Source organism: Paracoccus sp. DMF, from assembly GCF_004407025.1.
Classification (GTDB): Bacteria; Pseudomonadota; Alphaproteobacteria; order Rhodobacterales; family Rhodobacteraceae; genus Paracoccus; species Paracoccus aminovorans_B.
Genome location: NZ_SOKV02000003.1, coordinates 77,578 through 97,064 on the forward strand (window position 1 = coordinate 77,578; position 19,487 = coordinate 97,064).

Sequence of the window (19,487 nt, forward strand, 5' to 3'; positions counted from 1 at the left end):
CGATGCCCGAATATCTCCGCCCCGGCGTCTTCATCCAGGAGACCTCGTTCCGCGGCAAGCCGATCCAGGGGGTCAGCACCTCGACCGCCGGATTCGTCGGCGCCACCCGCAGCGGCCCGGAAGGCAAGCCGACCTTCGTCGGCAGCTATGGCCAGTTCCGCCGGCTGTTCGGCGACCCGATCACCGCGCCCGCCGGGCTGGGCGACTATCTCGGCCATGCGGTGAAGGCCTTCTTCGAGAACGGCGGCAGCCGCTGCTATGTCGTCCGCGCCCTCGGCCCCGGCGCCGCAGCGGCCGAGCGGACCATGGATCAGGGCACGGTCCTTCGGCTGGCGCACGGCGTCACCGTCCGCGGCCCGACCGACACGCTGCGCCTGAACACGCTGCGCCAGGTCGCACCGGGCAGCGTGCTGCGGGTCTTTACCCGGCCCAACGCGACCGGCGCCTTTACCGAGCGGCTGGCCTCGCCCGTCGTCTCGATCAGCCCGCTCGACAATTCGGTGGTGCTGGCCAATCCCGTCGCCGCCGGCATCGTCTTCGAGCCCGAGAACACCCGGATCGAGATCCTGGGCGCCGCACCGGTCGCGGATGCCGGCCCGGTGATCCGCGCCCGCCATCGCGGCAATGACGGCAACCGGCTGTCGGTCGAGTTCCGGCCCCGCGACAAGGCGCCGGTGGCGCTGACCGCCTCGGGCGGGCGCCGCGTCGACGCGGCGATCCCGCTGGCCGCCGATGCCAATGCCGGTGACACCACGCTGAGCTTCACCCCGGCCGCGATGCAGAACCTGCGGACCGGCGACCAGATCACCGTCGGGGCCGAGGCGCTGACGGTGACGGCCATCGCCGACGGCGATGTCGCATTCGCGACCAGCGGCGGCGCGGCCGGGCTGGATCATTCCGCCGGCGGCGCCACGGTCGAGCTGATCGCGCGCGGCGGCAACGCGCTCGGGACGGCGCTGCCCCTGGGCGCGGCCCCCGCGGCCTTCGCCATCGACATGACGGGCGGCGCCGGCCCCTATGGCCCGACGGCGATCCCGCACGACCTGGCCATGATGCTGCAGGCCGGGGATGAGATCCGCGTCACCTCGGGCGGCAATGCGACCGACGTGACGCTGGCGCAGGTCAGGACCGCGCAGGACATCGCGCCGGGCGCCCATGTCACCGTGGGCACCGCGCTGGCCGCCGCGGCCCCGGCCGCCACGCCGACGCGCCTGGTCGCCACTGCGCCGGGCGCGGGCCTGTTCAGCCGCATCTATGTCAACGACGTCTCGGGCCTGGCCGCGCCGAACCGCGCCGGCGGCTTCGAGACCATCGCCGTGCAGAATGCCGGCGGCTTCGCCAATGCCGAGGTCGTGCTGGTCGATCCCACGCATAGCGCGCTCTGGCTCAGCGAAGCGGCGGGGAATTTCCCGGCGGGCGGCGTCGATGCGACGAACTGGGCGACGTTCGAGGCGCTGCAGGCCGCCGCGAACGGCGCTGATACGCTGTCCGTCGCCTCGACCGCCAGCTTCTATACCGGCGCCAAGGTCGAACTGGACACCGGCACGGCCAAGATCGAGGCGACGGTCGCGGCGATCGACAGCGGCGCGCGCACCGTCACGCTGGCGGCACCGCTGAACCTGCCCGCGCCCCTGGACCTGAACCCCGACCCGGCGCAGCGCAACCTGTTCCTGCGCGTGCACGAGATCGACGTCATCGTCTGGCAGGCCGATGCCGAATCCGGCACGCCGGTGCTGGCCGAGACCTTCGAGGGGCTGACCTGGAACAACGACACCGCGACCGATGCCGGGCTGAAGTATTTCGCCGACCGGCTGAACGACCCCGAGGTGGGCTCGAAGCTGATCGAGGTCGCAACCCCGGTCGCCGGCGCCGGCACCGATTTCGCGGACGCGCCCGCCACCGCCGACGGCTTCCCGAAGCCGCTGCAAAACGGCGACAATGGCGCCGCGATCACCGACCTGTCGCTGATCGGCGAGGATCTGGGTCCCGCCCGCCGCACCGGCATCGAGGCGCTGGCGGAACGCGACGACATCTCGATGGTCGCCGTCCCCGGCGTCACGGTCGAGACCGTGCAGGCCGCGCTGATCAGCCATTGCGAGCGGCTGAAATACCGAGTCGCGGTGCTGGACGCGCCGGTCGACGCGGCGGACGTGGTCTCGATCCAGGCGCATCGCAACAATTACGACAGCAAATATGCGGCTTATTACGCGCCTTGGCTGCGCGCGCTGAACACCGCGAACGGCCGGATCGAGAGCTTTCCGCCCTCGGGCTATGCGATGGGCATCTATGCCCGCACCGACAACGCGGTCGGCGTGCACAAGGCCCCCGCGAACGAGGTGGTGCGCAACATCGTCGATGTCGCGCTGCCGCTGACCGCGGCCGAGCAGGAGGTGCTGAACCCGGTCGGCGTCAATCTGGTGCGCGACCTGACGCCGCGCGGGATCCGCATGTGGGGCGCGCGCACCATCAGCTCGGACCAGGAATGGAAATACCTGAACATCCGCAGGCTGTTCATCTATGTCGAGCATTCCATCGACCTCGGCACGCAATGGGTGGTGTTCGAGCCGAATTCCGAGGCGCTGTGGGAACGGGTGACGCAATCCATCACCTCGTTCCTGATCGGCGTCTGGAAATCCGGCGCGCTGATGGGAACGACGCCCGAGGAAGGGTTCTTCGTGACCTGCGACCGCTCGACCATGTCGCAGGACGACATCGATAACGGCCGGCTGGTCTGCGAGATCGGCCTCGCCCCCGTCGCCCCGGCCGAGTTCGTCATCTTCAAGATCGGCCAGTTCACCGCATCGACCAGCTAGGCCCAGCAACCGGAGATTGAACCATGGCAACGCCCAGGCCGAATCCCTATTCGAACTTCAACTTCATCGTCGAGATCGACAACGAGGAAGTCGTCGGCTTCTCGGAAATCAGCGGCCTCGACAGCGAGACGGTGCCGATCGAATACCGCGAGGGCTCGGACCCGACTTCGGCGATGCGCCAGCTGGCGGGCACCGAGAAATATTCGCCGGTGATCTTCAAGCGCGGCATCACCGGCAGCCTCTATCTGTGGAACTGGCGCAAGGAGGCCCGCGACGGCGGCACCACCTTCCCGCCGACCAAGACGGTCGTGGTGAAGCTCTTGAACGAAAAGCACGACCGGAACGCGCCGGCGATGACCTGGACCCTGACCAATGCCTGGCCGACCAAGATCACCGGCCCGACGCTCAGCGCCAAGGGCAACGAATTCGCCGTCGAGCAGATCGACATCGTGCACGACCGCCTGGACATCTCGTGAGGGCATGGGCGATGGCGCAGTCCTACCAGATCCCCGGTGTCTACAGCCGCCCCCGCGCGCGGGCCGAAGGGTTCCCGCGGGTGCGCACCGACATCGCCGGCTTCGTCGGCATCGCCGGGCCGCGCCATGTCGGCGAGGCGGTGGCCGTGGACGACTGGCAGGGCTATGTCGCGCAGTTCCGCACCGACGAACGCGGCGAGGCCGTCCCGCCCCCGGCCGGCGCGACGCTGGACAAGGCGGTGCGCGACTACTTCGCCAATGGCGGCCGGCGGCTGTGGATCGTGAACGTCGCGCCCGCGGTCGATGCGCTGGCGCCGCAGCAGCTTCTGAACCGGATGCTGGGGATCGACAACCTTGCGACCTGGCACGGGCTGGAGCTTCTGCTGCGCCAGCCCGAGGTCGCGCTGGTGGCGCTGCCCGACCTCGATGCCGAGATCCTGGTCGAGGACGACCGCTATGAGCCGCCAGGCAGCCAGGGCGATCCCTGTTTTCGCCGCTGCGACTGCCGCGCGCCATCGGGTGTGCCCGCGGCGCATCGCGCCGTCACCGCCACCGGCTATGGCCGCGCCATCCCCGAGGAAGACATGCTCTGGGCGCAGCAATATGTCCTGGCGCGGCTGGAACGCGAGCGCTGGCGCTGGTTCGCCCTTTTCGCACCGCCCGCCGGCCTGACGCTCGCCCGCGCCGTCGACTGGCGCGAAAGTCTGACCCGCGCCGGCGGCGGCTCGGACCTGGGCGCGCTTTACTGGCCGTGGCTGCGGGTGCAGGACAGCCCGGGCGCGCCCGAGGAGTTGCGCTCTCCCGTCGGCGCCGTCGCCGGGGTCTTTGCCGCGACCGACGTGGCCGAGGGCGCGCATGTCGCGCCGGCGAACCGGGTGCTGACCGGCGTCGTCGGGCTGGAAACCCGCATCGGCGACCGCGAGAACGCGCGCGCCTATGATGCGGGCATCAACCTGCTGCGCGGCTTCGCGGGACAGGGCACGCTGGTCTGGGGCGCGCGGACGCTGCTGTGGCAGGGGCCGCAGGATGCCGCCGATCCGCTGTCCTTCGTCAATGCCCGCCGTTGCCTGTCGGCCATCGCGCGCAGCTGCGAGGTCATCGGCCAGCCCATGGTGTTCGAGCCGAACACCCCGCTCTTGCGGATCCGCATGCACCAGCTGATGGTCGATTACCTGCTGCGCGTCTTCGCCTCGGGCGCGCTGAAGGGCGCCCTGCCCGAGGAAGGCTTCTTCGTCCAGGTCAACTCGGTCGAGGAAAGCCCCGAGGGCCATGTCGAATGCACCATCGGCGTCGCCCTGGCCCAGCCGGCCGAGTTCATCGAATTCCGCATCGGCCGCGACGGCGGCGTCATCGAACGCGCGGAGGCCGCCTGATGGTCGATTTCCCGCTTTTCCAGCCGGTCCTGAAGATCAACTTCATGGTGACCATGTGGGACACGCCGGATTCCAATGGCGGCGGGGTCGGCGGCGTGCTCAGCAGCGTGGGTTCCGCGGTACTGTCGGCGGCGACGCAATTCGTGGCCGGCGGCTTCAAGTCGATCGAGGGGCTGGAGGCCGTCAACACGGTCGCCTCCTATAACCAGGGCGGCCAGAACGACACCGAGCTGCGCTTCTTCGACCGCGCGACCTATTCCAGGATCGTGATGAAGCGCGGCGTGACCTTCAACACCGATCTGTGGGACTGGCACCACCAGGTCATCACCGGCAAGCGCAAGACCCGCAAGAGCGGCACCATCATTCTGATGGACACCCGCAAGCTGTTCGAGATTCCGGGCGTCGGCGGCAGCGTGCCCGGCATGTTCTTCCCGGTCGCGGGCTGGACCTTCCACAACGCGCTGCCGGCCAAGCTCAGCGGCCCGGCGCTGGACGCGACGGACGGGCGCGGACCGGGCGCCGTCGCCATCGAGACGGCCGAACTGCATGCCGAAAAGATCGAGCGGCTGTCGCTGTCGCTGATCCCCGGCGTCGCCGACCTGAATTCGGTGCTGTCCGGGCTGGTCGGCCTCGCCGGCGGCGCGGTGCTGGCGGGCGGGGCGGCGGGTGCCGCGGCCGCCGTGGGCGGCTTGTAGGGGGCGGCGATGGGACTGGTCATGGCAACCATCGTCAACGCCTCGATCGCCGGGGACAAGGGCGTGCCCGTCCTGTTCAACCCCAGCGAGCTGACCGTCACGACGAACATCCTCTATCCCGAGATCTCGGTCCCCGGCCTGCAGATCCCGCTGCTGCAATTCGTGCGCGGCGAGTCGAAGACGCTGGAAACCGAGCTGTTCCTCGACCGCACCAACTCGGGCGAGTCGCTGAAGGACGATCTCGACAAGCTGCGCAAATACGTCGCCATCGACAGCGACCTGCATGCGCCGCCGGTCTGCACCTTCGCCTGGGGCAAGGAGACCGCGTTCACCGGGGTGATGGTCGAGTTCAAGGAAAAATTCAGCATCTTCGACAGCGAGGGCCAGATCCTGCGCGCCCGCGTGACGATCAAGCTCAAGGCCTATGAGGATGCGAACGCGCAATACAAGCGGATCAACAAGCAGTCGCCGGACCGCAGCAAGACCCGGGTCACGCGGCAGGGCGACCGCTACGACCTGATCGCGGCCGAGGAATATGGCGACGCCTCGCTGTGGCAGCTGATCGCCAGCGCCAACGGCGACGACCGGCCGCGGCTCTTGGCCCCCGGCACCACGCTGGCGATTCCGGCGCTTTAGGGAGGATGCGATGGCCCAGACGACCGTCGAGAACATGGTGACCGAGATCACCTTCGAGCCGATGGTGATCACCGCGACGCCGCCCGGCCAGCATGGCGGCGCCGACGACATCGCCCGGCTGCGCGAGATCCTGCGGCCGCTCATCACCGATCTGCTGGTCGAGGAATACGACACCCTGCGCCGGATCATGGGGGGCTGAGGCATGGACGGCGATTTCCCCCGCGCCCTGGACGGCAAGCTGCCCGGAACCGCGCTGCACGCGCCGCAGGTCCGCATCGTCACCGACAAGGGCGAGCCCTTGACCGTGGACGGCAACCCGATCTCGCCCGACATCGTCAGTTCGGTGGTGACGCTGCCCGCATCGGGCACGGCGGTCGCCGATATCGTGCTGAACAACCAGCGCAACGACAAGGCCAACCCGAACCGCCCGGCCGCCCCGTCCTGGCGCTATAACGCGCTGAAGGAGGTCTCGTTCGGCAAGGTCTTTCGGGTCGACTACCGCTATGGGCAGGAACCATGGACGCCGATGATCCTGGCGCGCATCACCGGCGTGGACTTCAACTTCCCCTCGGCCGCCGGCGCCCAGGTCACGCTGAAGGGCGAGGATTTCTCGAGTCTCCTGAAGGTCAAGCCGCAGGAACCGATGATCTACATGGAGGATCACGAGACCTTCATCGTCCAGAGCGAGGTCGGCGACGGCGCCCCCGACCTGAAGATGGCGCCCCTGCCGGAGTCGCCCTTTTCGGAAACCATCTCGCTGACCCGGCCGACCGACAAGACCCGGCTGCAGTTCATCGCGGAACTGGCCGAGCGGATGGATTTCGAAGCCTTCGTCACCTTCAACGACGACACGCCGATCAGGCAGACCGGCGCGGTCGAGCGCCCGGTCGCATTCCATTTCGCGCCCGCCCGCTCGGCCACGCTCGGCACCGTGGTGACGCTGCTCTGGGGCCGCGACCTGATCGACTTCAAGCCCGCCTTCAGCGTCTGGGACATCCCGACGCAGGCGACGGCCTCGGGCAATGTGCCGCGCGACCGCGGCGCCATCGACGAAACGGTGTCCTATGACGCCGACCGCGCGCTGGCCGTGAACGACCTGCATAGCTCGCCCGATGGCGGCGCGCCCATGGACGCGGTCAAGGCGCGCAACGATTTCTTCAACGCCCGGCCCGCGGTCAATCCGATCAGCATCAAGGTCGAGAACCTCGACAGCGAGCGCGCGCGGCTGGCGGCGGCGGCGGCCATGCGCAAGGGCATCCGCGGCTTCCTCACGGCCGAGCTTTCGACCCTGGGCCTGACCACGATCCGGCCCGGCATCCACGTCGATCTGAAAGGGCTTTACGCGCCATTCGACGGCATCTGGTATGTCACCCAGACCGTCCACACGCTGAATGCCGCCGGCTACATCACCAAGACATCGCTGCGCCGGCCCGGGATGCTGGATCCGGCCGGCTATCAGGGAGGTTCGCAATGACCATCGGCGGACGACACAGCATCTTTTCGGCGGTGCACGACCACGCCGCGATGCGGACCGGCCAGATCCGCGGCATCCGCCTGGCCGAGGTCGAGGACATCACCGACAAGGGCTATATCCTGAAATGGCTCAGCGGCAACGTCCGCTCGAAAAGCGCGCCGGCCCGCGCCGCCAGCTTCATGGCCGGGAAAGAGCGCGGCGCCTATTTCCCCTTCGAGAAGGGCGACGAGGTCGTCGTCGGCTTTGTCGACAATGACGAGGACTATCCGGTCATCCTTGGCGCGCTCTGGTCCTCGCAGGATCCGCCGCCGCCGGAGGCCGACACCGCATCGTCGAACAACACCCGCACCATCGTCTCGCGCGGCGGGCACGAGCTGACCTTCGACGACACCGAGAACGCGGGCAAGGTGCTGCTGAAGACCAAGGGCGGCATCCAGATCCTGCTGGATGACGCCGCGAAAAGCCTGACCATCAAGCTGGACGACGCCAACAGCATCGTCATCGACACCTCGGGCGTGACCGTGAAGGGCGCGGTCATCAACCTCAACTGAAGGACGCGACGCATGATCATTGAGGCCGCCGACTCTGCGCTTCCGCATCTGTTCCTGCGCGGCTTCCGCGCGCCGGTCGGACAGAAGGTCGCGCATGTCCCGGGCGATCCGGCCGATCCGACGGATGATGCGACCACCTTTCAGGAGGTCGGCGCCTTCGTCGCGCGCGCAAGGCTGTCCTTCGCCGGCGCCGCGCTGGACCCGGGCGAGGTGGCGACCGAGGACCAGCCCTATGACGGCGCACCGGCCGCCGGGCCGTTCCGCTATGAGGCCGACATTCCGGTCTGGAAGCCCGACCCCGACGTGGTGGTGGTCGATGCGATCACCGCGATTGCCGCGGTGGTGAACGACCCCGGCCTCGCGCCCCTGCCGCCGCCGCCCTGGAGCGACGCGCTGGCGGCCGAGATCGACGCCGTGCTGGTCGCCGCCCCCTTCGGCACGGTCGAGATCGACCGCGGCGCCGGGTTCGGCCCGGCCGCGGCGCTGAACTTCGGCTGGCTGTCGCGCGGCACGCCGCCGCGCCTGGCGCTGGCGGGCGATGCGGCCACGAACGACCCCTGGCAGTTGAACAAATTCAAGGCGGACCAGTTCAAGTTGCCCGCCGGCTATGACAATGCCTTCCTGAACGGCCGCCCGCTGACCGGCCAGCAGGGTTTTGCGCCCGGCGACCGGCTGCGCTTCACCGACACCACCCCGGCCGGACCCGACGTCGTGACCGTCGTCACGATCCCCGCCGCGCCGGTGCTGGCGGTCACGCAGGATGGCGCGGCCCTTGACCCGCCGCTGCTGCTGTCGCCGCGTGCCGATACCGTCGTCATGGACCGCGGCGCGCAGGAATTCCTGATCCTCTGGCGCGCGACCTTCCCCTGGGACGCGCGCTACGAGACCGCGACGCTGGAGGTAAGCTGACATGGGCCGGCCGATCACCACCACCAAGGGCGGCATCTGCTTCGCCTTTCCGAATGTCTGCCAGACGCAGGTCGGCCCGGCGACGGTGCCGATCCCCTATCCCTCCATCGGCCAGCTCAGCGATGCCGGCGGGACCGCAAAGGTCAAGGCGGGCGGCAGCAATGTGGTGCGCAAGGCCGACACGATCGCCTCGACCACCGGCGATGCCGCCGGCCAGGCCGGGGTCACCTCCGGGACGGTCGGGAAAAAGGTCGAGTTCGTCTCCTATTCGGCCACGGTGAAGGCCGAGGGGTCCGAGGTCGTGCGCATGTTCGACCAGACCAGGCAGAACGACGGCAATGCCGTGGGGGTCGTGCTCGGCGGCCTGCCCACGGTCCTGGTGGGGGGCTGAGCATGGCACTGGCTGACCCCCGGCTGATCGGACCCCGCCCGCATCTGGGCGTAGGCTGGGCCTTCCCCGTCCGCCCGGAGGGTGGCCGCCTTGGCTATGCCCGCTACGAGGAGGACGTCGAACAGGCCATCGAGATCATCCTGCGCACCAATCCGGGCGAGCGGGTCATGCTGCCCGGCTTCGGCGCCGGGTTGCGTCGGTTCCTGTTCGCCCCGAACAGCGCCGTCACCCACGGCCGGGTCGAAGAGGCGGTGCGCAGCGCGCTGATCGACCAGGAGCCGCGCATCACCGTCGAGCGCGTGACGGCGCTCGCCGCCGAGGACGAGCCGAACCTGATGCGGATCGAGATCGACTATGTCGTGCGGCGCTCGAACGCCTTCTTCAACCTCGTCTATCCCTTCTACCTGACCGAGGCGGATTGAGCCATGCCGCTGACCCCTCCCATCGTCGCGGACCTGACCTTCGCCAGTGTCGAGCCGATGCTGCGCGAGCGCATCCCCATCGTCGCGCCGGAATGGACCGACCACAACGCCTCGGACCCCGGCATCGCCATGATCCAGCTGTTCGCGCATCTCGCCGAACAGCTGGGCTATCGCCTGAACCGGGTGCCGGAAAAGACCTATGTCGAGTTCCTGAAGCTGGTCGGCGTGACCCTGGCCCCGGCGCGGGCCGCCCGGACCCGCATCGCCTTCACGCTCGCCAAGCCCGGCGAGGCGCAGGGCGTGCTGGTTCCGGCCGGCAGCCGGATCAACGGCAAGGGCCCGGGCGGCGCGGCCCCGGTGTTCGAGACCGACCGTGACCTCGACGTGCTGCCGGCGCAGCTGGCCGCGCTGGTGACGGTGCGCGACGAGCTTCTGGACATCAACGGCCCCGGCGAGGACGGCCCCAGCGCCCAGAACGCCGACCCGGTGGCCTATGTCGACGAGCGTTTCTCGCTGGCCTGGGACGGCAAGAAGCCCAAGCCGAAGGACATGCCGCTGCAACCGGTGGGCCTGTTCCTCAGGCCCGAGGAAGAGACGCATCGCGCGCTTTGCCTGGGCCTCGCCTTCAACCAGATCCGCTCGGCCGGTTTCCTGGGCGCGCGGGCCAGCCTGCATCTGCAACTGGACGGCGATGAAGAGCCCGACCCGGATTCGCAGGTCAAGGCGGGCGGCACCCCCCTGACCATCGCCAATGCATTTTCCGCTGGGCCGCCGCTGGCGCGCTATGACTATTACCGCCCGCCGGCGATCGGCGAGACGGCGGGAAGCTGGCAGCCGCTGACCATCCTCTCGGACGACACCGACGGCTGGACCCGCTCGGGCACGATCCGCTTCGACGTGCCGGAACGGATCGGCCCGGTCCCGGCCGATGCCTGGGCCGATGTCGAAGCCGACATGCCGCACCCGCTGGTCGACCAGATCAAGACCCCGGTCGCCGGCACGCCGGCCGAGGTGCCGGTCAGCGGCTGGATCCGCGTCACCTTCGCGCTGCCGCCCAAGGTCCGCATCCGCGCGCTGGGCTTCAACACCATGACGGCGACGAACCTGCAGACCGTCATCGGCGAGCGGCTGGGCCGCGGCACCGGGCTTTCGGCGCAGGTGATGACGCTGGCGAACCAGAACCTCGACGCGGACAGCCTGCGGCTGGTCAGCCGCGACCCGAACCGCTCGCCGGAATACCTGCCCTGGCGGCGGGTGTCCGATTTCGACGCGGCCGGGCCGAACGACCCGGTCTATGTGCTGGATGCCGAGGCCGGGCTGGTGCTTTACGGCGACGGCCAGGCCGGGCGGCCGCCCTTCGCGACCGAGGTGATGGCGGCGGAGCGCTATCGCTACGGCGGCGGGCCGGAGGGCAATGTCGACACCGGCGCGGTGGCGCGTCCCGACGCCCTGCCACCCGCGCTTGACGGCGCCTTCAACGTCACGCCCGCGCGCGGCGGCCATGCCGCCGAGACCGTCGAGGAGGCCAAGCGCCGCGCCCCCGCCGCCTTCCGCCGCCGCGGCCGCGCCGTCACCGCCGCCGACTTCCGCGAGGCGGCGCTGGAATCGCCCGGCGTCGATGTCGCCCGGGCCGAGGTCGTCGCGCGCCACCTGCCCTATCCGCTTGGCCATCTGATCGACGGGCTGGCCGCCTCGGGCATCGACTTCGAGACCGAGACGCCCGGCGCCCTGACCGTGATCGCCGTCCCCGACCGGCCCGGCCCCTATCCGATGCCGACCGAGGGCGAGCTTGCCGCCATCGCCGCCCATCTCGACGGGCTGCGCCTGATCACCACCGAGCTGCATGTGAGCGGGCCGCAATATGTCCGGCTTTTCGACATGGCGATCACCGTGCTGGCCCTGCCGGGCTATTCCGAAACGGTGCTGCGCGAAGCCGTGATGGACCGGCTGCGCAGGCGTTTTCACGTCCTGACCGGCGGGCCGGACGGCAGCGGCTTTCCCTTCGGGGCGCGGCTGCATCACGCCGACCTGGTGGCCGAGGTGATGGCGGTGCCGGGCATCGCCCGGGTCGAGGGGCTGGACGGCTATGCCGACGGCAACACGCCCACGGGCGCGGCGCGGGCCCTGTCCTGGCGGGCCGAGCGGCGCCAGAAGGTGCGGATCACCAATTGCCCGCGCCCCGAGGTCGAGACCGACACCGACCGCATCATGCTGATGCCCGACGAATGCGTCTTCGTCGATCCCGACGGGCTGCTTGTCACCGTGGTGGGGGCGCCATGACCGGATCCCCCCTTGCCCGCCGGCTGCGCCCCGGCCTTGACCCGAACGGCAGCTTCTGGGCCATGCTGCGCTATCCGCAGGACTGGGCCGCGGCCGCGGGCCAGGGCGCGGCCTGGGATCCTGCCCGCGGCGGTCTGGCACTGGCGCCGCTGGCGCGGCCGGAACTCGCCGCCGACTGGTTGCCGCTTGCGCCGGTCGCGGGACCGGACGGGTTCCTCTACCGCTCGGACCCGGCGAGCGGGCGGGTTCTGCGCAAGGGACCCTGCGACGATGACTTCAGCCTGCCCCCCGGGTTTGGCGGCGAGGGCACCGCATCCGGCCGTTTCCGCACCCCGGCCGGCCTTGCCTTCGACGCGCGCGGGCGGCTCTATGTCGCCGACCCCGGCAATGCGCGGGTGCAGGTCATCGACCCGGCATCGGGCGCGGTCATCGCGATCCTCGACGCGGGGCTGCGGCTGCCGACCCTTGCCGCCATCGCAGCGGACGGCAGCATTTATGTCTCGGACGCCGGCACAAGGATGATCCACGTGTTTTCCCGGCGCTTCCAGCCCTGCGGAGCGCTGGCGCTCGCGACGCTGGGCCCGACCACGAACACGCCCTGGCCGGCCGAGCCGCCGCCGCGGCCGCTGGCGGTCACGGTGCTGGCCGACGGCACGCTGGCCGTCTTCGATCCGCTGCGCCCGATGCTCTGGCACATGCGCCGCGACGGCGCGCCGCTGCAGGCGCTCGGCTGGTTCGACGAGGCTGCCTTGCCCGCCGGCTGGTCCCCCACGCCGCGCCGGAACATGGCCGAGGCGGAGCTGATCCTGGGGCCGATCGACGGCGGCATCTACGACCTTGCCTGGCACCGGATCGAGATCGACGCCGACACGCCCCCCGGCACGACGATCGAGGTCCAGACCTTCGCCGCGAACGAACCCGAGGCGCCCCTGCGCGCCTGGGCGCCCGAACGGCCGATCCCGATGCCGCGCGCGCTGGCCGATGCGCGCGGCAAGGCGCTGGACCGGCTGGTGCTCTCGGACCGGGCGCTGTGGTCGCTCTGGCGGCTGGGGCGCATGGTCCGCGACCTGCCGGTGATCGCCAGCCTTGCGGGCAGCGGGCCGGTGAATGCCGCCACGCTGACCCTGCCGCGCGCCGCGGCGGCCCGGCTGCGCGCCGGCGACAGGCTGCGCCTGACGACCCCGGCCGGCGGCGAGGCCACGGCCGAGATCGCCGCCGTCGCCGCCGCCACCTGGACGGCGGCCGCGTGGGGCGACGCCGCCCTGCTCGCCGCGCCGCCGTCGCTGGCGCTGATCGAGCAGGACGGCCTTGCCCTGCCCTACGGCCCGCTCGACCTGTCCTTCCTCGGCGCAGCGCCCGCCCTGCTGCCGTCGCGCACCGACGGCAAGCCCGGCACGCTGGCGCTGCCGCCCGAACTGGCCGCCATCCTCGGCGCCGGCGATGTCATCGAGGCACGGGACGGCAAGGCCCGGGCCCGGATCGAACTGGTCGAACCGCTGGACGAGGCTGTGCAGGTCACCCTGACCGCACCCGTTGCCGGCGATTTTTCGACGGCGACCGTTAGCCTCGCAGCCACGCCTGGCCGGCTGATCCTGCGCGAAGCCCTGCCCCTCGACGGGCCGGTGCCGCCGGGCGCGACGGTCTCGGTCATCTCGGACGAGGGCGCGACGACCGTGGCCGCCGCCTGGGCCGATGCCGCGACCGGCACGCTGTTCCTGTCCGGGCCGCTGGAGGGCAACGTGACCGCGGCGAACTGGACCAACGCGCTTTTCCCCGAACCGGCGGCGACGGACCGCGGCCGCTACCTGTGGCTGCGCCTGCGGATGACCGGCCGCGGATTGCCGCCACCGGGCCGCGTCGGTCCGCCGACCGTGGCGACCGCCACGCCGGTGATCCGCGCGCTGCGCATCAGCGCGCCGCGCTACAGCCTGCTGGCCTGGCTGCCGCCACTTTTCGCCCAACGCGACGCGCAGGCCGAACCGCCCGGCGGCAATTTCCTGGAGCGGTTCCTGTCGCTCTTCGAGGACCAGTTCACCGAGGCCGAGGCCGGTTTCGAAAGCCTCTCGCGCCTGCTGAACCCGCGCGCCGCCGATGCCGACTGGCTGGCCTTTGTCGCGGGCTGGCTCGACCTGGCCTTCGACCCCTCCTGGCCCATCGAACGCCGCCGCCGGCTGGTCATCGAGGGCGCGAGCCTTCAGGCTGGACGCGGCACGCCGGCCGCGCTGCGCCGCTATCTCGAGATCTATACCGGCAACGCCGTCGGCATCGTCGAGGCGTTCCGCAACCGCCCGCCCGAGCCGATCCAGCTGGGCGCACGCGGCGCGCTGGGGGTGGCGCCCCTGGGCGTGGTCGCAGCCGCGCCGCTGGCGCATCGCTTTTCGGTCAGCGTCACGCTGCCCGGACGCGCGGACCGCCGGACCGAGCTGTCGGCGGTGCGCAAGATCATCGACGAGATGAAGCCCGCGCATACCGAATACACCCTGAAGACCGGCGGCGACCGCGCCGCGTGCATCGGCATGGGCGCGACCGTCGGCGCCATCGTCATTCCCGGCCCCGGCCGGACCAGACCCTGCACCTGCGACCCCGACGCGCCGCCCGGCGACCGTCCGCAGCCCGGCAAACTTGCCGGCGGCGGCTTCCGGCTGAGCGGCAGGCTGGGCGGCGGGCGCGTGACCGAATACCGACCGCAAGGAGGCGCAGATGTCCAAGTGGCGTGACCTGAACCGGACGCAGGACTGCGGCGAGGGGCATTGCGACCTTCCCGCCGGCTTCTTCCGGGTGAACTATTTCCACGGCAAGGAGATGCGGCTTGCCGATTATGTCGACGAGCAGCGATACCACGCCGGCAAGATGCGCTTTCACAACGCCAGGCTGCACGGGGCCGGCATCCTCTGCGGGCTGCGGCTGTCGGTGCTGGCGCCCGAAGGCACGATCCTGCGCATCGGCCGGGGCGCGGCCATCGACGCCTGCGGGCGCGAGATCCTGGTCGGCTTCGACCAATGCGTCGATGTCGCGGCCTGGTTCCGGCAGCAGGCCTATACGTTCCGCGACCAGGACGGCAATCCCTGCAAGCCGGACGAGACGAACCGGGTCGGGCTGTGCGTCGTCATGCGCCATGCCGAATGCGGCGGCGCCCCGGAACCGGTGCCGCCCGATCCCTGCGGCGGCCATGACGATTGCGGCTGCGGCTGCGGCGGCTCGGGGTCTTGCGGCAGCGCCGATCCCTGCGGGCAGCAAGCCGAATTCGGCCGCATGACGGAGGAATTCGAGCTGCGCCTGATCTTCGCCGACGAGGCGAAGACGCTGGCCCGGCACCGGCTTTTCCCCGCCGCCGAGGTGATCGACGCGGCCGTCGGCACGACCGGCGGCGCGACCGGCCTGCTGGCCGCGCTGGCCCCGCCGATCCGCGAGCGCTGTCCCGGCGGCGACGCGGAATGGCTGAACCTCGGCTGCTTCCACGTCACCGTCAAGGCGGACCAGCCCGAGGAGGTCGTCGCCATCGACGATATCGACTATGGCTGCGCCTCGCAGGTGCTGCTGTCGACCGAGGTGATCCAGTATCTTCTGGCCGGCCTCATCGCCGAGGTCGATCCCGACATGGGCGGGCCCGAGATCACCGCGATCAGTTTTCGCAAGCTCGACGCGCAGCGCCATCAATTCGCCCTGCATCTCAGCGGCCGGATCGACGCCAAGACCCTAGACGACGAGGCCAGCTTCGGCCTGCGCCAGCTGACCGGGGACGGCTGGCTGCATCCGGCGGGCGAGGCGGTCAAGGCGAGCTATTCCGAGAAGATCCTGGGCGAGGCGCATCTCGACGGTCCGGCGATCTACATCGCCGTTGCCAGCGGCTTCCTGGCCGCGGGCGGCCGCTACCAGCTCTTTGCCCGCGAAGACGCCGATCCGGTGGCCGATGCGCTGTTGCGGCGGCTGCGCCCGCGCCACCTGTCCTGGCGCTTCTGCCTTCGGCAGGAAAACCCAGGCGACGCGCTGACCATGCATCCGTTGGGAGGGTGACGCCATGGCCGAGACAGGACATATCCGCAACCAGGGCGGCGCACCCGATCCCGCCGCCGCAGCCGAGCGGCAGAAGGCCGAGGCCCGGATGGATGCCGGCCTGGACATGCTGAAGACCCTGGGCAGGGTGGCGCTGGCGGGCGCATCGCTGGGCGGCAGGGCCGCGCTGGTCGGGTTGCGCGGCAGCATCCCGCTGCTGGAGCTTTATTCCGGCACCACGCGCAAGGCGGAACAGGACCGCGACAGCGACGGCCAGGGGCTCGAGAAGCTGGGGTTTTCCCGCGGCGAGGCCGGCGTCCTGCGTCAGGCCTTCACCAAGGGCGTTCTTGAATCGCTCGAGATCAGTTCGATCACCCATCCGGTCTATGACGGCGCGCCGGTCTATCGCGCCTATAACGCCGACGGCGTCATGCAGCCGCCGCATATGGTGCATTTCCTGGCGCTGGCCGCGGCGGCCGCGGCGGTCTGGCGGCGGTGGGAGGCCTCGCAGGAGCCGCCGGCGCCCGAGCCTGTTCCCGTTGTCACGATCCCCGCCAGCCAGACGGTCGCCTTCGTCGCCAAGGCCCCCGGCGAATACGAATATATCGCGGCCCCGCAGACCGCCTCGGACATCAGGAGATACGCCATGCGTCAGCGCAGTCTCAATCCGCCCCAACTGGCGATGCTGGCCTCGTCGCGCGATCCGGGCTCGATCGTGCCGGCCGAAACGCGCATGCTTTCGGCGTCCAGCCCGCTGTCGGCAAACCGGACCTTGTCCAAGACCAGCGCCGCCCCGCAGTCCCGCGCCGCGCCCGCGTCACGGCACCAGGGCTGCGGTTGCGGCTGCGGCGGCCCATCGCCCTGCGGCTGCGGCGGCCATGGCGCCCGCGCCTTCCCGCCCGCGCGCTATGACGACGACGGGCGCTGCGTCGGCATCCTGACCATCTCATGCGAGACGCGCTGGCGCATCCGCGATTGCCTCAAGGGCTCGTTCTGCGACTTCCTGCGCTGCGTCGGCGACGAGCTTTGCAACCGCGAGGAAGGCCAGGACATCGACCTGCGCGAATGCCTCGAGGATTTCCTCTGTTCGTTCCTCGCCTGCCTGCCGGACGCGATCTGCCCGCCGCCCGAGCCCTGCGAGCCCTGCTGCCCGCCCCGGCCCGTCGAGTCCTGCCACTGCAACTTTGCCGTAGGGGAATGAGATCATGACCGGAACCAAGCATATCTTCACCCCCTGCGTTCCCGGTGCGCTTCCGGGCGGGCTGAGGCGGACCGAATTCTATGACGGCATGGTGCTGTCCGAACGCGACATGAAGCGCGAGCAGTCATACTGGCAGATGAAGCGCCGGCTGACCAACCGCGCCCTGGGCAGCGGCGTGGTCTGGGGCCTGTCGGTGCATTGGGACGCCAATGCCCGGGCCTTCACCCTCTGCCCGGGCTACGGGCTCAGCTGCTGCGGCGACGATCTGGTCGTCGAATGCCCGGCAACCGTCAGCGAGCGCGAGCTTGTCGATATTTGCAGCGAGGAGTTCCGCGCGATCCTCAAGGCCGGCACCGGCCCCTGCGAGGACCCTTGCGAGCGCCCCGACGGGCCGATCGAGGCCTGCCTGATGCTGGAATATGTCGAATGCCCCGAGGATTCCCGCCGGGTGTTCGAGGACCCCTGCGCGACGCTGCCCGGCGGCTGCCGCCATGGCGCCATGCGCGAGACGGTGCGGCTGCGCCTGGTACCGCCGCCCTGCCCGTCCGAGCCCGGCGCCATCGAGCGCTTCTGCGCCCGGATCGGCAAGCTGCGCCAGATGCTCGCCGCCGCCGGACAGGCGGCGCCCGCGGAAGCGGAATTCGCGGGCTGGGGACCGCCCTCGGTGATGATGGAGGTCCGGTTGCGCGACGCCGGCGGCAATGCGCTGGAAAACCGGCGCGAAAGGGTCGCGAGCATCGCCGAACGCTCGACCGACATCACCTTCCAGAACGCCGCCGCGCGCAGCATCGACATCACGCTGACCCCGCCCCTGGGCTATGGTTTCTTCAAGGTCCGCGACGAGGCCGGCGTGGAAACGCGGATCGAGACGCTGATGGAGCTGACGCTCTCCGAAAGCGACCTGGCGCAGAACGGCCGCATGGACCGCCGCCTGACCGTCGATCTGGCGCCGCTCGCCGGGGGTGCATCCTACACGCTCGACTACCATATCGCGGCGACCGGCGGGACCGCGATCGCCGTCTCGGCGCGGGTCGAGGCCGTCCGCGGGCCGGTGCGGGTCGCCGATTGCGGCACGCTGATGCGGGACTGGGCCTTCGGGCTTGATCCGGCTTGCGCGACGCGCACGCTGCTTCTGGCCGCGGTCTGGGGCTGGTTCCGCGGGTTGACCGGGACCGCGCCCTGCAACGACCCGCCCGACGAGCCGGACCGCACCCGCGCCGCCATCCCCGCGCTGGTGTCCTGGCTTGCCTGGCGCATCCTGTGGCGGATCGACGTTACCGATCCCAAGGCCGCGCAGGCCGAACGCTGTCTGCGCCAGCTCTTCGAGGAATGGTGCCGCGCGTTCAGCTATCGCGGCCCGCGCTGCTGCGACGATCACCACGGCATCCATCTTGGCCGCGTCACCCTTTCGCGCAAGGGCCGCATCCTGTGCTTCGACGAATGGAGCTGCCGCCGCCATGTCCTGACCGGGCCGCTGCTGACGCATTGGACCGGGCTTTTCGGCATCGCGCCGCTGGACGTCATGGCGACGCGGCTGGCCGGCTGGATCTGCTGCGTGGCGCGGACCCCGGACAGCCCGCTTGATCCGGTCCAGATGAAGGCGATCCAGGCGGCGCTCTGGACCGGCAACGAACTGCGCATCGGCGGTGGAGAGGTGCTTTCCCTGAAATCCCTGCTGGCGCCCGGCGGCGTCATGGACAGGTTCCAGCCCCCGGACGCCGCCCCGGCGCCCCCCGCGCCCGCGCCAGCCTTCTCGGCGCAGATCACCCGCCATCTCGAGGCGCGGCTGGATGCGACGCGGATCATGGCCCGGGCGCCGGCCATCGACATGATGCGCGAGATCCGGACCAGGTTGCCGCTGGCCGAGCTGAAGCCGCTGGGCGATGCCGCGCTGTTCGACGCCACGCTCGCCGCGCTTGGCCGGGCCCAGGTCGCCACGGTGGACGACCTTCTCGGCCGCGATCCCGAGGCGCTGGCCGAGCGGGTCCGGGCCGAATTCATCGAGGACGAAAGCCCCGAGGACGCGGCCGCCGCCGACAAGGCCGTGGGCCTGGTCTATACGGTCGCGCTGCGCACGCTCGAGGCGGTGGGCGATGCCGTGACGGCCGTTGCGGGCGAGCGTGCCGACGACGAACCCTTCACCCGCGCCGACCTGCGCGAAGCCGCGACCACCTCGGCCGTCCGCAGGGCGTTGAACGAACACCTGCGCGGGCGCGGCGTCAGCACCGCGGCGATCAGGGAGATCGCCGGCAGGGTCGCCGACCGGCGCTAGG

At 70.5% G+C, this 19,487-nt stretch carries 16 protein-coding genes; all 16 read left to right on the plus strand.

What is annotated here, in order from left to right:
- The first annotated feature begins 2 nt into the window (after positions 1 to 2).
- From E3D03_RS02630 to E3D03_RS02705, 16 genes are read left to right on the plus strand one after another with little or no spacing between them, the layout of a single operon-like run.
- Positions 3 to 2,813: a phage tail sheath subtilisin-like domain-containing protein gene (locus tag E3D03_RS02630; RefSeq protein WP_263565684.1), complete on the plus strand. Its 2,811-nt coding sequence runs from the start codon at positions 3 to 5 to the stop codon at positions 2,811 to 2,813.
- A gap of 23 nt (positions 2,814 to 2,836) precedes the next feature.
- The gene (locus E3D03_RS02635) at positions 2,837 to 3,289 is read left to right on the plus strand and encodes a phage tail protein (protein ID WP_018000956.1); all 453 of its coding nucleotides are present in this window, start codon (positions 2,837 to 2,839) and stop codon (positions 3,287 to 3,289) included.
- 11 nt (positions 3,290 to 3,300) lie between these two features.
- A complete protein-coding gene (locus E3D03_RS02640; protein WP_263565685.1) occupies positions 3,301 to 4,662 on the plus strand; it encodes a phage tail sheath subtilisin-like domain-containing protein in 1,362 nt (453 codons plus the stop codon).
- On the plus strand, positions 4,662 to 5,357 hold the full coding sequence (locus E3D03_RS02645; protein ID WP_263565686.1) for a phage tail protein: 696 nt from the start codon (positions 4,662 to 4,664) through the stop codon (positions 5,355 to 5,357). The genes E3D03_RS02640 and E3D03_RS02645 overlap by 1 nt, the downstream gene beginning before the upstream one ends.
- 9 nt (positions 5,358 to 5,366) lie before the next feature.
- The gene (locus E3D03_RS02650) at positions 5,367 to 5,993 is read left to right on the plus strand and encodes a hypothetical protein (RefSeq protein WP_263565687.1); all 627 of its coding nucleotides are present in this window, start codon (positions 5,367 to 5,369) and stop codon (positions 5,991 to 5,993) included.
- A gap of 10 nt (positions 5,994 to 6,003) precedes the next feature.
- Entirely contained in the window at positions 6,004 to 6,192 is a 189-nt protein-coding gene (locus E3D03_RS02655) for a hypothetical protein (protein ID WP_018000952.1), read from the plus strand.
- Between the two features lie 3 nt (positions 6,193 to 6,195).
- Complete coding sequence (locus E3D03_RS02660; protein ID WP_263565688.1) at positions 6,196 to 7,467, plus strand: hypothetical protein; 1,272 nt, start codon at positions 6,196 to 6,198, stop codon at positions 7,465 to 7,467.
- Positions 7,464 to 8,018, plus strand: a complete 555-nt coding sequence (locus tag E3D03_RS02665) for a phage baseplate assembly protein V (RefSeq protein ID WP_263565689.1) — start codon at positions 7,464 to 7,466, stop codon at positions 8,016 to 8,018. The genes E3D03_RS02660 and E3D03_RS02665 overlap by 4 nt, the downstream gene beginning before the upstream one ends.
- A 12-nt stretch (positions 8,019 to 8,030) precedes the next feature.
- Positions 8,031 to 8,927, plus strand: coding sequence for a DUF2169 domain-containing protein (locus E3D03_RS02670; protein WP_263565690.1), 897 nt, complete (start codon positions 8,031 to 8,033; stop codon positions 8,925 to 8,927).
- 1 nt (position 8,928) lies between these two features.
- Complete coding sequence (locus E3D03_RS02675; RefSeq protein ID WP_018000948.1) at positions 8,929 to 9,318, plus strand: DUF4150 domain-containing protein; 390 nt, start codon at positions 8,929 to 8,931, stop codon at positions 9,316 to 9,318.
- Positions 9,319 to 9,320: 2 nt separating this feature from the next.
- Positions 9,321 to 9,740 (plus strand): GPW/gp25 family protein, encoded by a 420-nt coding sequence (locus E3D03_RS02680; protein ID WP_263565691.1) that lies wholly within the window; start codon positions 9,321 to 9,323, stop codon positions 9,738 to 9,740.
- 3 nt (positions 9,741 to 9,743) lie between these two features.
- On the plus strand, positions 9,744 to 12,020 hold the full coding sequence (locus E3D03_RS02685) for a putative baseplate assembly protein (protein WP_263565692.1): 2,277 nt from the start codon (positions 9,744 to 9,746) through the stop codon (positions 12,018 to 12,020).
- Positions 12,017 to 14,737 carry a phage tail protein gene (locus E3D03_RS02690; RefSeq protein WP_263565693.1) on the plus strand — a complete coding sequence of 907 codons (2,721 nt, stop codon included), beginning with the start codon at positions 12,017 to 12,019 and terminating at the stop codon, positions 14,735 to 14,737. Before E3D03_RS02685 ends, E3D03_RS02690 begins: the two co-directional genes overlap by 4 nt.
- Positions 14,721 to 16,034, plus strand: coding sequence for a hypothetical protein (locus E3D03_RS02695; protein WP_263565694.1), 1,314 nt, complete (start codon positions 14,721 to 14,723; stop codon positions 16,032 to 16,034). Before E3D03_RS02690 ends, E3D03_RS02695 begins: the two co-directional genes overlap by 17 nt.
- A gap of 4 nt (positions 16,035 to 16,038) precedes the next feature.
- On the plus strand, positions 16,039 to 17,214 hold the full coding sequence (locus tag E3D03_RS02700; protein ID WP_263565695.1) for a hypothetical protein: 1,176 nt from the start codon (positions 16,039 to 16,041) through the stop codon (positions 17,212 to 17,214).
- A 4-nt stretch (positions 17,215 to 17,218) separates the two neighbouring features.
- On the plus strand, positions 17,219 to 19,486 hold the full coding sequence (locus E3D03_RS02705) for a hypothetical protein (protein WP_263565696.1): 2,268 nt from the start codon (positions 17,219 to 17,221) through the stop codon (positions 19,484 to 19,486).
- Position 19,487 lies beyond the last annotated feature (1 nt).

Bases quoted from the DNA above. Each gene is read 5' to 3' on its own strand.
- E3D03_RS02700 (WP_263565695.1), top strand. From the start codon at position 16,039: ATGGCCGAGACAGGACATATCCGCAACCAGGGCGGCGCACCCGATCCC.
- E3D03_RS02645 (WP_263565686.1), top strand. From the start codon at position 4,662: ATGGTCGATTTCCCGCTTTTCCAGCCGGTCCTGAAGATCAACTTCATG.
- E3D03_RS02685 (WP_263565692.1), top strand. From the start codon at position 9,744: ATGCCGCTGACCCCTCCCATCGTCGCGGACCTGACCTTCGCCAGTGTC.
- E3D03_RS02665 (WP_263565689.1), top strand. From the start codon at position 7,464: ATGACCATCGGCGGACGACACAGCATCTTTTCGGCGGTGCACGACCAC.
- E3D03_RS02690 (WP_263565693.1), top strand. From the start codon at position 12,017: ATGACCGGATCCCCCCTTGCCCGCCGGCTGCGCCCCGGCCTTGACCCG.
- E3D03_RS02655 (WP_018000952.1), top strand. From the start codon at position 6,004: ATGGCCCAGACGACCGTCGAGAACATGGTGACCGAGATCACCTTCGAG.
- E3D03_RS02635 (WP_018000956.1), top strand. From the start codon at position 2,837: ATGGCAACGCCCAGGCCGAATCCCTATTCGAACTTCAACTTCATCGTC.
- E3D03_RS02695 (WP_263565694.1), top strand. From the start codon at position 14,721: ATGTCCAAGTGGCGTGACCTGAACCGGACGCAGGACTGCGGCGAGGGG.
- E3D03_RS02670 (WP_263565690.1), top strand. From the start codon at position 8,031: ATGATCATTGAGGCCGCCGACTCTGCGCTTCCGCATCTGTTCCTGCGC.
- E3D03_RS02675 (WP_018000948.1), top strand. From the start codon at position 8,929: ATGGGCCGGCCGATCACCACCACCAAGGGCGGCATCTGCTTCGCCTTT.
- E3D03_RS02705 (WP_263565696.1), top strand. From the start codon at position 17,219: ATGACCGGAACCAAGCATATCTTCACCCCCTGCGTTCCCGGTGCGCTT.
- E3D03_RS02650 (WP_263565687.1), top strand. From the start codon at position 5,367: ATGGGACTGGTCATGGCAACCATCGTCAACGCCTCGATCGCCGGGGAC.
- E3D03_RS02680 (WP_263565691.1), top strand. From the start codon at position 9,321: ATGGCACTGGCTGACCCCCGGCTGATCGGACCCCGCCCGCATCTGGGC.
- E3D03_RS02630 (WP_263565684.1), top strand. From the start codon at position 3: ATGCCCGAATATCTCCGCCCCGGCGTCTTCATCCAGGAGACCTCGTTC.
- E3D03_RS02640 (WP_263565685.1), top strand. From the start codon at position 3,301: ATGGCGCAGTCCTACCAGATCCCCGGTGTCTACAGCCGCCCCCGCGCG.
- E3D03_RS02660 (WP_263565688.1), top strand. From the start codon at position 6,196: ATGGACGGCGATTTCCCCCGCGCCCTGGACGGCAAGCTGCCCGGAACC.